We start from the raw sequence: 12,774 nt of genomic DNA, 5'->3' as shown, positions 1-12,774 counted from the left end.
TTTAAAACATATCTTTAACTAAATCATTCATACTGTCGTATTCTTTAAATAAGAACCCGAAAAAGTCTTTACTTTTCTTTCCTTCTGATGTTAATTCACCTTCAGAGAACCTACATTTACGAAACTCTTTAAGCGTTTGGTTTAGGTGTTTTTTTAAAGGCTTGTCTATAGATAAATGATTCGTGTTTTTCACAGTTATATTTTTATAATGCGTTATTTAACTCTACTTTATATTTGTTTAATAAAGCTTTAGTGATTCCTAAGTTAGCTTCTTTTGAATCTACAGCTAAGTAAACAAAATAAGTACCACTAGGTGCAATATTGATAATGTGTACTTGGCTAGATAAAGTAATCGTAATATCTTGAATTTCTTCATTTAACCCTAATGCTTCAATAGCTTTTAATTTAGCTTTAACAACGCCTAAGTTATAAGCAGAGGCTAAATTTGGATCAAAATCAGGGTTAGCTGTAAATGAATCATACGCTTCACCAGAACCTACATCTGTTATTGAAACTGCAACAAACCCAGGAACATTATTTTTTAAGTTTTCGATAAAATCATTGATAATTTCTTTCATTGTAAATAGTTGTTATAATAATTAATTAAAAAAAGACTCTGTATTTATTGAAGGGTTACACTTTTAAGTGTTAGTTTAATCATAGCTACTTTAGAAACATCATCAGCCAACAGACAAACAATATGATTGTTGTCGTATTTGTTTATAACTACCAATCCTTCGTTTGAAGTTAAAACTAACTGATTAAGGCTTTCAGATTCTAAAGCATCTTGGAAAAACTCATGAGCCATCGTTACAATGACGCTTGCCATTGCTGCTACATTATTTTCTTTAGAAATATTATAAGAATCAACTACTTGTCCATTAGAGTCAAAAACGATTCCTTTATCAGCTTCTGACTCTTCTATTAAAGTTTGTAAGTTTACTTCCCCCATTAAGTATGACTATTCTTTTGTTTTTATGTCTCCCTTCTCTATTTAGGACACCCCTTCTCTATTTAGGACACCCTTTTTTTTAAAGGGTCACAAAAATAAGACGTTATTTCATTATTTTTTTTCAGAAATGTTTCTTTGTGATTTTTTTAACAGTTTTATCTGTGTAAAAAACAACTAGTTAATAGAGAGCTAAAGTACTGCAAAATTTTATACATATGGTTGTTTTAGGGACTTGGAAATAAAAAAAGACTAGATTTTTATCTAGTCTTTTTTAAGTTAATCGTCTTTTGCTTTTTGTTTTTTAAATTTTACCAAATCGAGAACATTCTCAAATCTAGGTTCAAAAAAGAAATCATAAACAGCATTTTTTAAATCGTTAACATTGTTTATGTTAGGAGCTTCATTATAATCGATAGCTGACTCATTTAACAACACTTTAGTTTTGTATTCATTTTGAAAAAAACATATGTATTTTTGAAACTCACCATCGATATTTATTTTTTTGATATCAATAGCTTTATAAGACTTCATTTAATTCTGCTTTATATTTTTTTAGCATTGTTCTGGTAAGCGCTAAATTAGCTCTGTTAGAATCAACAGCTAAGTAAATAAAATACTCTCCGCTTGGAGACATATCTACAACATGAATATGATTATCAAGTTTAAAATGAATATCATTAAGGTTTTCTTTTAGACCTAAGATGTCTATAGCTTTACGCTTAGCATTTATAATTTCTACATTATAAGCACAAGCTAAAGCAGGGTCAAAATTTGAGTCGGCAGAATCGGATGCTAAAGATTCTCCTGAAGCTATTTCAGCTACACTAATTGCAATATACCCAGGTATATTTTCTTTTACGTTTTGAACTAAGTCGGTTAGGATTTTTTCCATAAATTCCGGGGGGTTAGGTTAGGTTAAGTAATAATTATTAAATGTTAATGGTATTTGTTTCTTTTTTAAACATTAAGTTTAAAAGGCCTATGTTGGTGTTTTTATCAGCTAAAAAACACAGTACATATTCTTTGTATTTAAATAACAATAGGGCTTCCTTATCTGACTTTAAAATCATTTCATTTAATGCTGTTTTAAAGAATAGATTAAAAAAGTTGCTAGACATGTTAAAAATAACAGCATCAAAAGCGGCTATTTTGTCTTTGATTTCTACCAAGTCGTTATCATGAGGATAAAAATCGACAATTTTCCCTTCGTTATCAATAAGATAAATGGCAGTAGTTTTAGTTTCTAAAAGTAATTTTTGTAAATCCAATTTTTATCTAACTTTTACAGCTAATATAAACTTTTTTATCGTTGAAAAAAAACTTTAAAAGCTGTTTGCGTTAAAAAAAAGTGTTTTTTTTGTTAAAAAAATGATTAAAAAAAACAATTTAAGCTTTTCTATTAAGTATTTCTCAATAAAGAAGCTCTTAAAGACAGGCTTTTTGGGTTGTTGTTTACTTAATGTAATCGTACGTTGGGGAGTTTACAAAGCTGCTTTAATCATTCGGTCATTTCCAAATAAGTCTTTTCGAAGTTCAATTTGTGTAAACCCTTTACTTGTTAGCATAGCAACCGTTTCTGAACCAAGATATTGGTTGATTTCAAAAAACAGAAGTCCGTTTTCTGATAGGCTATTTTTAGCTAAACTGGCAATTTTTTTATAAAAAAGTAACGGGTTGTCATCTGCAACAAACAAAGCCAAGTGTGGTTCGTTTCTCAATACGTTATTCTTTATTTCTACTTTTTCTAATTCACGAACATAAGGAGGGTTCGAAACAATAATGTCAAAGGTACTGCTTAGTTCTTTAGTCTTTAAAATATCTTGGCTTATAAAAGAGATTTCAACTCCATTCAATTTTGCATTCTGTTTTGCTATGTTTACAGCTTCTTTAGAAACATCAATAGCGCTTATATTTGCAGTGGGGATATGTTTTTTTAAACAAATAGGAATACAGCCTGTTCCTGTGCCAATATCGAGAATAGATAATTGTTTATGGCTTTGTTCTGTTTTCTTAATAATCCATTCAACGAGTTCTTCTGTTTCTGGTCGAGGAATTAAGGTGTTTTTTGTTACTTTAAAAGGAAGTCCGTAGAATTCTGTTTCCCCTATGATATATTGAATAGGTTCTTCTTTTAGTAGTCGTGTTAAAGCTTTATTTAACAGCATTTTTTTATCTGAAGAAATTTCAAGGTCAGGTTGCAATACTAAGTCTAAACGTTTTACGCCTAAATACGCCTCTAGTAATAAAAAGAAAAAAGTATCAATTTCTGTTTGAGGGTAAACTGGGGTTAATTGTTCCGAGAAATACGATTTGTATTGTTTTAAATGCATAGTGTAGGTTTGTTTTTATAGAATTATCTTACAAATCTTTTAACATCCATACATTACAAGAATAATGTCCTGTGTTTCCTAAGGGACTCTTTAGGTCGATAAAACCATTTTTTCTATACAAAGCTGTAGCCGCTTTCATATAGGGTAAAGTTTCTAAGTAACATTGTTTAAAACCTTGTTTTTTTGCTTCATTCATACAAAAGTTTATTAATTTACTTCCTATACCTTTTCCTCTTGCTATTGGTAAAAAGTACATTTTTTGAAGCTCACACATATTTCCTTCAAAATTATCTAATTGAGCGAAACCTGCACCTCCAACTACAACACCATTATATTCAACAACAAAATATTCAGCCCTTTCTTTTTCGTAGGTTTCATACATTGCATCAGTAGCCTTATCTTCATAGGCGGTTCCTACTTTTGGAGCTCCAAGCTCGATTAATACATCACGAATAACTTTAGCCATTTGGGCATTATCTTGTGGTTTTATTTCTCTAATAATAAAATCAGATGGTGTCATAGGAATATAGTACTTTTGCAGGAGCAAAGTACCCAAAAAAACACGAGTTTTCATGAAGAAATTCATTTATTTTTTTCCTTTTTTATCGCTAATAATTAGTTGTTCGGTAACACAAAAACCGATTTTTTTAAAAGTTGATGATATAAAATTACTATCTGCTGCTACAGATACGATTAGAGTTGGTGCTAATGCTTATTTTGAAAACCCAAACGATATAGGCGGTACAATAACTACTGATGAAATTAAAGTATTAATAGATGAAGTAAAAGTAGCACAGGTTTCTTCTGAAGAGTTTAAAGTTCCAGCTCGTAAAGAATTTCATATTCCGTTAAAAGTGGTAATTCCTTCAAAAAGAGTATTTGAAAATAATAAAAACAGAATTTTAGGAGGGATTTTAAACTCGTTGATAAATCAACGTTTGAAAATTCATTTTAAAGGAGATTTAAAATATAAAGTTTTAGGGTTTTCACATGTATATCCTATAGATAAAGTAGCAACTGTAAAAATTAAATTCTAGCATTATGAATCATGAATTTTACATAGTACGCTGCCTGGAATTAGCTAAAAAAGGAATAGGAACAACAAGACCAAATCCATCTGTTGGAGCTGTAATCGTACATAATAACAAAATAATAGGAGAGGGGTTTACCTCCGCTTATGGAGGCCCTCATGCAGAAGTCAATGCTATAAACGCTGTTCGAGATCAAGAATTACTTAAAGAAGCAACTATTTATGTTACGTTAGAACCTTGTTCGCATCATGGAAAAACACCTCCTTGCGCAGATTTAATACTAGAGAAAGGAATACCTAATATTGTTATAGGATGTGTAGATACAAACAGTTTAGTAGCAGGTAAGGGGATTGCACGACTTAAAAAAGCGGGTAGAAATGTTACCGTAGGTGTTTGTGAAAAAGAATGTTTAGAACACCATAAACGTTTTTTTACTGTTCAAGACAAACAGCGTCCTTACATCATTTTAAAATGGGCTGAAACGAAAGACGGCTTTATAGCTCCGTTAATAAAAGATGAGCAAAAGCCAGTATGGATTTCCAACCAATATTCTCAACAATTAGTCCATAAATGGCGTAGTGAAGAACATGCTATTTTAGTTGGAACGAATACGGTAATTGCAGACAATCCGTCACTAACAGTTCGTAGTTGGAAAGGAAATAATCCGGTAAGAGTTGTTATTGATAAAAACTTGCGAATTCCGTTAGAGGTAACTGTTTTTGATAAAAACGTACAAACAATAATTATAACAGAAGAAAAACAACGTGTCATTTCGAACGATAGTGAGAAGTCTCATGCACTTACTTACGAGCACATCGATTTTTCTTCGCCAGTTGCAGAACAAATTTGCGGTATATTGTATAAACACCAAATTCAATCGGTTATTATTGAAGGAGGGAGGCAAACTTTAGAAACATTTATTACTGCAAATTTATGGGATGAAGCTAGGGTTTTTATAGGGGATGTAGTTTTTGGAGAAGGGGTAAAGCGTCCAAATTTTAACGCTGAGTTATCTTCCGAAGAAAAAGTAGCTAACGATATTTTAAGACTGTATAGGAATGATTAAAAACATCATTTTTGATTTTGGTGATGTGTTCATCAATTTAGACAAAGAAGCAACATATAAAGAGTTGACAAGTTTAGGTATAACTGAAATCTCAGAAGAGATGATGCAACAGTATCATCAGTATGAAATGGGATTGATCTCTACAGATGAATTTGTGTCCTTTTTTCAGGATAAATTCAATATTCCAAGAGAAGATTTAATTCGCTCGTGGAATGCTATTTTATTAGATTTCCCTAGACATCGATTGAATTTTTTAAAAGAATTAGCAGCGAGTAATCAGTATCGATTATTTTTACTAAGCAACACCAATGATATGCATATCTCTTGGATTCAAAATGATTGGGGCAAGGAGTTGTACAATGAGTTTAAAAGTTGTTTTGAACAGTTTTACTTATCACATGAAGTTCATTTTAGAAAACCCAATACTGATATTTTTGAGTTTGTGCTAAGAGAAAATGATTTGGAAGCTACAGAAACCTTTTTTATAGATGATACCAAAGAGAATACCGATATGGCACAAGCATTAGGAATTCATGTGTGGAATAATTGTCCTAAAACAGAAGATGTAGTTGATTTGCTAAAGAGAAAGGAGTTTACGGCGTGATATATTTAATTTGCAGTGTTGTTATTTCTAGTTTACTGTTTGTAATTTTTAAACTTTTTGATATTTATAAAGTACATACCTTACCTGCTATTGTTTTGAATTATGCAGTAGCACTGTCTTTTGGTTTTGTACATTCTGAGGCTTCAATAACGATAGCTGATATACCAGATCAACCATGGTTTTTAGGAGCCTTTATTTTAGGTTTTTTATTTATTACGGTATTTAATGTAATGGGAATTACGGCTCAAAAAAATGGACTTTCAGTAGCATCAGTAGCCGGTAAAATGTCGGTAGTAATTCCAGTAATTATCGGGATCTTTTTGTATAACGAAAGCATAGGGTTGGTGAAAGTTGTAGGAATAATATTAGCATTGATAGCAGTATATTTATCCTCAGCAAAGAGTGATACTTCTCCTGTGCAATTTAAAAACTTATTATTTCCATTATTACTTTTTTTAGGTTCAGGAAGTATAGATACCTTGTTGAAATATACGGAAACAACTTATGTTCCTAAAGAAGCGGTACCAATGTTTTTGTCAACTATTTTTGGGTGTGCTTTGCTTTTTGGTTTGTGCTATTTTGTAGTTAAGTTTGTACGCAAAAAGAACAGCTTTGAATGGAAAACACTATTCTGGGGGATTGCTTTAGGAATTCCTAACTATTACTCTATGGAGTTTTTATTAAAAGCGTTGCAAACAAAAGGACTTGAAAGTTCTACAGTTTTTACTATAAATAATGTGTCTATAGTGATCTTAACTACCGTATTTGCTCTTGCATTCTTTAAAGAAAAATTAATTAAAAAAAACTGGATTGGTATTGGGCTTGCTATAATTAGTATTTTATTAGTAGTTTCGGCATAATGAATGAAGAGATAAAAGACACTTACAAAACGATTACAAAGCCTTCTGAGGAAACCTTATTTAAAGACCGAAATAGCAAATTTTTTGGATATGCTTTTCCTGTTTTTTCAGAAGAAGATATCAAAGAACGATTAGAAGAACTTCGTAAACAACACCATACAGCGCGTCATCATTGCTATGCTTGGCAGTTAGGAACAGATAAGGTTCGTTTTCGTGCGAATGACGATGGAGAACCAAGTAATTCGGCTGGTCAACCAATTTATGGACAAATACAATCTTTTGATGTAACCAATGTCTTAATTGTTTCGGTACGTTATTTTGGAGGAACTAAACTTGGAGTAGGAGGATTGATTAACGCCTATCGAACTTCTGCGCAATTAGCTTTAGAAGCTTCTGAGATTGTAGAGAAAACTATTGATATTCATTATAAGCTGAAATTTGGTTACGATATGATGAATAAAGTACAGCGTATTATTAAAGAACGAAACCTAGATATCATTAATCAAAAATTAGAATTAGACTGCGAGTACACTATCTCGGTACGAAAAAAAGAAGCTGAAAGTATTTTTGAGGTTTTTGATAACCTGTTTAAAGTAGAGATTAGGGAAATAGAGTAATTTTACATCTTTGAAAATCTATTTACTATAGAGAAAACACAAATTATTATAAATTTAAATCATTATGAAAGCAAAAATCAAAATTGCTATTATTATTTTAACAGGAATTATTTTAAAAGCAGAAGGACAAGAAATAAAAAAACAAGATTCATCAGCAAGTTACCCTTCTCAGACTGATAGGGGTAATATATTTCAACTGTATCAAAATCAAAACCAAACTCTTGAATTTGGAGTAGCAGGAGGGATAAATACTAGACGCTCTTGGATTTTATCTAGGCATTCAGATTTAAGTGGTAATTACGGTAAATACTACAGCACCCTTCATTTACAACCAGATACAGGAGATAAATCTCAATATAGGGGATTAGCTATAGGTTTTAACCCTAATGCTGTAATAGGAGTAGGTACTCATTTAGCTGTAAATGGTAACATAGGAGTTGGAACTCTTACTCCAAGTGTTAAGTTACATGTTCAGCAAAAAAAATCAGGAATAGCTACTAGATACTCAACACAAATAATTGAAGACGTTGATGCACAACTTGATATTATATCAGACGCATCTGGTACTTGGGGTTCTTCAATTAATTTAGTGGAAGGAAATGGAGAATTAAATAATGATCTATGGTCCATTGTAAGACAAACTTCTAGTGATGGTGATTCAAGCTTAAGGATAAATTATGGAAATAGCAATCAACACGATAATCCTAGTGTTATAACTTTTAATACTGATAAAAACGTAGGTATAGGAACATCTGCACCAACAGAAAAGTTAGAAGTAAACGAAGGAAATATTAGAATATTTGGTTATAATACATCTAGATATATTCGTTTTGGAGAAGTTAATTATCAAGGAGCCTTTATTAATTATGACGGAATAAAGAACGTGTTGAATATAGGTGTCAACAATATAAACACTACAGATACCAGTAATGATTATAATGCCATTAGCATAGTTAGAAGTACTGGTAATGTAGGGGTAGGGACTACTACTACAGGTTCTCATAAGTTAGCAGTAGAAGGTTCAATAGGAGCACGAGAAATTAAGGTAGAAAGTAGTGGCTGGTCAGATTTTGTATTCTATAAAGATTATAAGCTACCCTCTCTTCTTGAAGTAGAAAATCATATTAAGAATAAAGGTCATTTAAAAGATATACCAAGTGCCAAAGAGGTTGAAAAAAATGGAATTTTTCTTGGAGAAATGGATGCTAAATTATTGCAAAAAATTGAAGAGTTAACGCTTTATGCTATTCAACAAGAGAAAAAAATAAAAACTTTAGAAATTAAATGCTCAAAGATTGATAAGTTAGAAAAAGAGAATAACTTATTAAAATCTTTACTGAAAAGAGTTTCTGTTTTGGAAAAGAAATCTGGAATTAAATAATTAAAGTGTTTTTTTGAGGTTTTTGATAACCTGTTTAAAGTAGAGATTAGGGAAGTAAATAAGTAATGTATTGTTAGGATTTCGGGTAGTGAAAAAATTATTATAATAAATTGAAATATATTATTTTAGCCTTGTAACAATTAAAAAAAACTGAATATGAAACTAAAAAACCTACTAATTATTGCATTTACTTTTTTCTCTTTTCAATTATTTTCTCAAAGCAATCCTCAAGCAATTCCTACTAAAGAAAATATTTGTAAGGGAGCAGCCATCAGTGTTGTAGCCAATGTGAAACCTTTTATGGATAATGGTTTTTCTAAATCTGAAATTATAGAAATGGGGAAGGAGCTTGTAAAAGATGTTATAAAAGATTCACCTACTAAAGCCTATGATTTATTAAAAGCTAAAAAATCAAAAAGCGAAGTCATTGAGATACTTTACAACGATTTTATGAAGTTGGATGAAAAAGTTGTACTAAAATTTTTATTAAAACCCGATGTGGATGAGGAAGAGGATGACTATTAATATCTTTATTACTAAGAGCAAAAGTCCAGTTGTCGGTTTTGATTTTATTACGTTTAAGATGTTTTAAGCAACTCTTCGTAGCATAGCTCATTACTGTCATATTCTTGTCATACATTTGTCAGGTTGCTGTCAACACAAACATGTTTTTGAACCTTATTTTTGTCTAAAATCAAAAATCAATTAGTAATGAATTCAAACACAATGAATTTAAGAGACCTTAAAAAAATGAGAGTTGCTCGTCATTGGTCTCAAGAACAATTGGCGGAAATGAGTGGCTTAAGCATCCGAACTATTCAAAGAATAGAAAACGGAGAAAATGCGGGATTAGAATCGTTAAAATCTTTAGCAGCTGTTTTTGAAACAAATATTGAAGGTTCAAATAAGAAAGAAGCGTTAGGTCAGATTAGAAAAGAAGAAGCTTACATTCAAAAGTTACAAGGTTTTTATAAACTTTTAGCCATTGCTTTATTCAGTATTATTGTTCCAATAATACTTGCAGTTAACGATGCTTTTTTCTGGGGAATTACCTTGTGGATTTCATTAGGATGGTTTGTAATAATTGGTATCTATTCTCTTAATACTTTTGAGTTTTTTGGAGAAGAGTGGAGAAAAAAAGTGATTCAAAAGAAATTTAAAAACAAAAAAAAGTAACAGCTATCTCCATAATCAGGTATGAGTAATAATGGTTAACGGGTGAATTTACATCGCTTTACAATTATTATATAATGAGCCGTTAAGAAGATTTTGGATGAAGCACTGTAGAACGCTAAAGTAGCGTGAAAATCCTTTATAACCCGCTAAAAACCAAAACATTTTAGGTTACTTCAATAATTATTCGTAAATTTGCACGCCTTTTTACGAGTACAGATTTGGAAAAGGTAGAAAATAACATTTATTAAGTTTAATTTCTCTTGGCGTTAATATCGTTAAAAATCTGGTTAACAAAAAGATACAAATATTTATTTCAGACATGTCTGAAGAAACAAAAAACACAGCAGAAGCTGTAAATCCAGCAGAATTTTTAGCAACGTTTAACTGGCATAAATACGAAGAAGGTATTGATGAAGTTGATGAGTCTAAATTAAAAGAATTTGAAAAAGCCTTAGAAGGTACTGTAGGGTTCGTAAACGAGCGTGATGTTATCGAAGGTGAAGTAGTACGTATTACAGATCGTGATGCTATTATTGACATTAACTCTAAGTCGGAAGGTGTAATTTCGTTAAACGAATTCCGTTACAACCCAAATTTAGCTGTTGGAGACAAAGTAGAAGTATTGGTTGACAAAAGAGAAGATTCTTCTGGTCAATTAGTATTATCTCACAAAAAAGCACGTGTAATCAAAGCTTGGGATCGTGTTAACAATGCACACGAAACAGGTGAAATCGTTAACGGTTTTGTTAAGTGTAGAACTCGTGGAGGTATGATCGTTGATGTATTTGGTATTGAAGCATTCTTACCAGGTTCTCAAATTGACGTGAAGCCTATCCGTGACTACGATCAATATGTAGAAAAAACTATGGAGTTCAAAGTGGTGAAAATCAACCACGAATTTAAGAACGTAGTAGTATCTCATAAAGCGTTAATCGAAGCTGATTTAGAAGATCAAAAACGTGAAATTATCGGTCAATTAGAAAAAGGACAAGTATTAGAAGGTGTTGTTAAAAACATTACTTCTTATGGTGTATTTGTTGACTTAGGAGGTGTTGACGGATTAATTCACATTACTGATTTATCTTGGTCTCGTATCAACCACCCGAATGAAGTTGTTGAATTAGATCAAAGATTAAACGTAGTAATCTTAGACTTTGATGATAACAAGTCTAGAATTCAATTAGGATTAAAACAATTATCTGCTCACCCATGGGAAGCTTTAAATGCTGATTTAAAAGTTGGTGATAAAGTAAAAGGTAAAGTAGTTGTTTTAGCTGATTATGGTGCATTTGTAGAGGTTGAAGAAGGAGTAGAAGGATTGATCCACGTATCTGAAATGTCATGGTCAACTCACTTACGTTCTGCACAAGATTTCGTAAAAGTTGGTGATGAAGTAGAAGCTCAAATCTTAACATTAGACCGCGAAGAGCGTAAAATGTCTTTAGGTATGAAGCAATTACACCCAGATCCATGGACAGATATCACTACTAAATACCCAGTAGGTTCTAAACATACTGGTACTGTACGTAACTACACTAACTTTGGTGTATTCGTAGAGTTAGAAGAAGGTATTGATGGATTAGTATATATCTCTGATTTATCTTGGACTAAGAAAATTAAGCATCCATCAGATTTCGTAACTGTTGGTGATCAATTAGAAGTTCAAGTGTTAGAATTAGACGTAGAGAACCGTAAATTAAACTTAGGTCACAAGCAAACTCAAGATAACCCTTGGGATGCTCATGAGTCTACTTATACAATCGGATCTATCCACGAAGGTACTATTAAAGAGAAAAACGATAAAGGTGCTACTGTAGTATTTGCTGATGGTGTTGAAGCGTTTGCTCCAACTCGTTTCTTAGAAAAAGAAGACGGAGGTAAATTAGCTAAAGGCGACGAAACAAAGTTCCAAGTAACTGAGTTTAGTAAAGAGTACCGTAGAATTGTTGTTTCTCATACTTCTATCTTTAGAGAAGAAGAACAAAAGAACATCAAAGCTGCTGCTGCTAAAGCTCAAGAAGTAGAAAAAACTACTTTAGGAGACATCGGTGGATTAGCTGAATTAAAGAAGAAAATGGAAGGAAAATAATCCTTACAACTTCTTAAAAATTACAAACCGTTAAGCTGTAAAGCTTAGCGGTTTTTACTTTCTATTTAAATCCTTTGGAAGTTATTGTTATTATAATTATCTTGATAAGAAATAAATGTAATAAATAAATGAAGTGAGTCACCTCATTTATTCTTTCCGAAAAAGAATGTTTATAAAATTGCGCACGTTCTTTTTAATTGGCTATTTACTAATAATTGTATTTGAATAAAACAAATGCAAATAATTAATTTAAAATGATAAAAAAAGATTACATAAGTTTGCAAAAGGTATGTTTGCAATATTTACTATTAAATTATTGCTATTAGGGGTGGTAACTTTAAATCAAGCATGTCAAAAAGATGATAACCATAATCTTTTAATAGATTCACAAAAAGAAAAGGGATTAAAAAAGTTTGAAAATTCTCTTAAGAACATAGCACCCAAAACGAATAAAATTACTTAAAAATTTTTTAAAAAAAAGAATTCCTATAAAACACTCCAGGCGAAAGGAATAATAGATAATACCAGGATTATTACAACTTTCAACTTATGATGTTGAGTTTTCGAGTGATATTACTGATAGACCTGTTACAGAAGAAGAATTAGATTGTGTTGTACAAAAAAATATAAATACTATAATCTCAAGTTCAATTGATATTAATAGTATT

At 31.2% G+C, this 12,774-nt stretch carries 18 protein-coding genes; 10 read left to right on the top strand and 8 right to left on the bottom strand.

All coding sequences use genetic code 11. The annotated features are described in order from the left end of the window. Nucleotide 1: 1 nt before the first annotated feature. The 8 genes from ACN0WY_RS15555 to ACN0WY_RS15520 all read right to left on the bottom strand — a co-directional run bounded on the left by ACN0WY_RS15555 (nucleotide 2) and on the right by ACN0WY_RS15520 (nucleotide 3,802). On the bottom strand, nucleotides 2–193 hold the full coding sequence (locus ACN0WY_RS15555) for a hypothetical protein (RefSeq protein WP_330486763.1): 192 nt from the start codon (nucleotides 191–193) through the stop codon (nucleotides 2–4). A gap of 10 nt (nucleotides 194–203) precedes the next feature. Next, entirely contained in the window at nucleotides 204–578 is a 375-nt protein-coding gene (locus ACN0WY_RS15550; protein ID WP_330486762.1) for a hypothetical protein, read from the bottom strand. A gap of 44 nt (nucleotides 579–622) precedes the next feature. Next, on the bottom strand, nucleotides 623–952 hold the full coding sequence (locus ACN0WY_RS15545) for a roadblock/LC7 domain-containing protein (RefSeq protein WP_330486761.1): 330 nt from the start codon (nucleotides 950–952) through the stop codon (nucleotides 623–625). Nucleotides 953–1,228: 276 nt separating this feature from the next. Next, nucleotides 1,229–1,483 carry a hypothetical protein gene (locus ACN0WY_RS15540; RefSeq protein ID WP_417800943.1) on the bottom strand — a complete coding sequence of 85 codons (255 nt, stop codon included), beginning with the start codon at nucleotides 1,481–1,483 and terminating at the stop codon, nucleotides 1,229–1,231. Then, nucleotides 1,470–1,844 (bottom strand): hypothetical protein, encoded by a 375-nt coding sequence (locus ACN0WY_RS15535; RefSeq protein WP_125067551.1) that lies wholly within the window; start codon nucleotides 1,842–1,844, stop codon nucleotides 1,470–1,472. The genes ACN0WY_RS15540 and ACN0WY_RS15535 overlap by 14 nt, the downstream gene beginning before the upstream one ends. A gap of 37 nt (nucleotides 1,845–1,881) precedes the next feature. Then, nucleotides 1,882–2,220: a hypothetical protein gene (locus tag ACN0WY_RS15530; RefSeq protein ID WP_330486759.1), complete on the bottom strand. Its 339-nt coding sequence runs from the start codon at nucleotides 2,218–2,220 to the stop codon at nucleotides 1,882–1,884. A 213-nt stretch (nucleotides 2,221–2,433) separates the two neighbouring features. After that, nucleotides 2,434–3,282 (bottom strand): peptide chain release factor N(5)-glutamine methyltransferase, encoded by an 849-nt coding sequence (gene prmC, locus ACN0WY_RS15525; protein WP_330486758.1) that lies wholly within the window; start codon nucleotides 3,280–3,282, stop codon nucleotides 2,434–2,436. 28 nt (nucleotides 3,283–3,310) lie between these two features. Further along, nucleotides 3,311–3,802 carry a GNAT family N-acetyltransferase gene (locus tag ACN0WY_RS15520; RefSeq protein ID WP_417800958.1) on the bottom strand — a complete coding sequence of 164 codons (492 nt, stop codon included), beginning with the start codon at nucleotides 3,800–3,802 and terminating at the stop codon, nucleotides 3,311–3,313. A gap of 52 nt (nucleotides 3,803–3,854) precedes the next feature. Here ACN0WY_RS15520 and ACN0WY_RS15515 point away from each other — a divergent pair, with 52 nt between their 5' ends. From ACN0WY_RS15515 to ACN0WY_RS15470, 10 genes are all read left to right on the top strand, one after another. After that, nucleotides 3,855–4,319 (top strand): LEA type 2 family protein, encoded by a 465-nt coding sequence (locus tag ACN0WY_RS15515; RefSeq protein ID WP_417800942.1) that lies wholly within the window; start codon nucleotides 3,855–3,857, stop codon nucleotides 4,317–4,319. 1 nt (nucleotide 4,320) lies between these two features. Then, nucleotides 4,321–5,379 (top strand): bifunctional diaminohydroxyphosphoribosylaminopyrimidine deaminase/5-amino-6-(5-phosphoribosylamino)uracil reductase RibD, encoded by a 1,059-nt coding sequence (gene ribD, locus ACN0WY_RS15510; RefSeq protein WP_417800957.1) that lies wholly within the window; start codon nucleotides 4,321–4,323, stop codon nucleotides 5,377–5,379. Then, the gene (locus ACN0WY_RS15505; RefSeq protein ID WP_330486756.1) at nucleotides 5,372–5,983 is read left to right on the top strand and encodes an HAD-IA family hydrolase; all 612 of its coding nucleotides are present in this window, start codon (nucleotides 5,372–5,374) and stop codon (nucleotides 5,981–5,983) included. The genes ribD and ACN0WY_RS15505 overlap by 8 nt, the downstream gene beginning before the upstream one ends. Continuing rightward, complete coding sequence (locus ACN0WY_RS15500) at nucleotides 5,980–6,843, top strand: EamA family transporter (protein WP_417800941.1); 864 nt, start codon at nucleotides 5,980–5,982, stop codon at nucleotides 6,841–6,843. The genes ACN0WY_RS15505 and ACN0WY_RS15500 overlap by 4 nt, the downstream gene beginning before the upstream one ends. Further along, complete coding sequence (locus tag ACN0WY_RS15495; RefSeq protein WP_417800940.1) at nucleotides 6,843–7,460, top strand: IMPACT family protein; 618 nt, start codon at nucleotides 6,843–6,845, stop codon at nucleotides 7,458–7,460. The genes ACN0WY_RS15500 and ACN0WY_RS15495 overlap by 1 nt, the downstream gene beginning before the upstream one ends. A 64-nt stretch (nucleotides 7,461–7,524) precedes the next feature. Then, nucleotides 7,525–8,841, top strand: a complete 1,317-nt coding sequence (locus ACN0WY_RS15490) for a hypothetical protein (RefSeq protein WP_417800939.1) — start codon at nucleotides 7,525–7,527, stop codon at nucleotides 8,839–8,841. A gap of 156 nt (nucleotides 8,842–8,997) precedes the next feature. Continuing rightward, nucleotides 8,998–9,366 carry a hypothetical protein gene (locus ACN0WY_RS15485; protein WP_330486752.1) on the top strand — a complete coding sequence of 123 codons (369 nt, stop codon included), beginning with the start codon at nucleotides 8,998–9,000 and terminating at the stop codon, nucleotides 9,364–9,366. Between the two features lie 186 nt (nucleotides 9,367–9,552). Beyond that, nucleotides 9,553–10,017: a helix-turn-helix domain-containing protein gene (locus ACN0WY_RS15480; protein ID WP_330486751.1), complete on the top strand. Its 465-nt coding sequence runs from the start codon at nucleotides 9,553–9,555 to the stop codon at nucleotides 10,015–10,017. A 319-nt stretch (nucleotides 10,018–10,336) separates the two neighbouring features. After that, complete coding sequence (gene rpsA / locus ACN0WY_RS15475; protein WP_330486750.1) at nucleotides 10,337–12,106, top strand: 30S ribosomal protein S1; 1,770 nt, start codon at nucleotides 10,337–10,339, stop codon at nucleotides 12,104–12,106. A gap of 289 nt (nucleotides 12,107–12,395) precedes the next feature. Beyond that, entirely contained in the window at nucleotides 12,396–12,569 is a 174-nt protein-coding gene (locus tag ACN0WY_RS15470; RefSeq protein WP_417800938.1) for a hypothetical protein, read from the top strand. The last annotated feature ends 205 nt before the right edge of the window (nucleotides 12,570–12,774 follow it).

Origin of the sequence: Tenacibaculum sp., assembly GCF_048269885.1 — a bacterium.
In the GTDB taxonomy this organism is placed as follows: domain Bacteria; phylum Bacteroidota; class Bacteroidia; order Flavobacteriales; family Flavobacteriaceae; genus Polaribacter.
The sequence above is the reverse complement of the archived record's forward strand: the minus strand, read 5'-3'. Positions and strand labels throughout refer to the sequence as shown.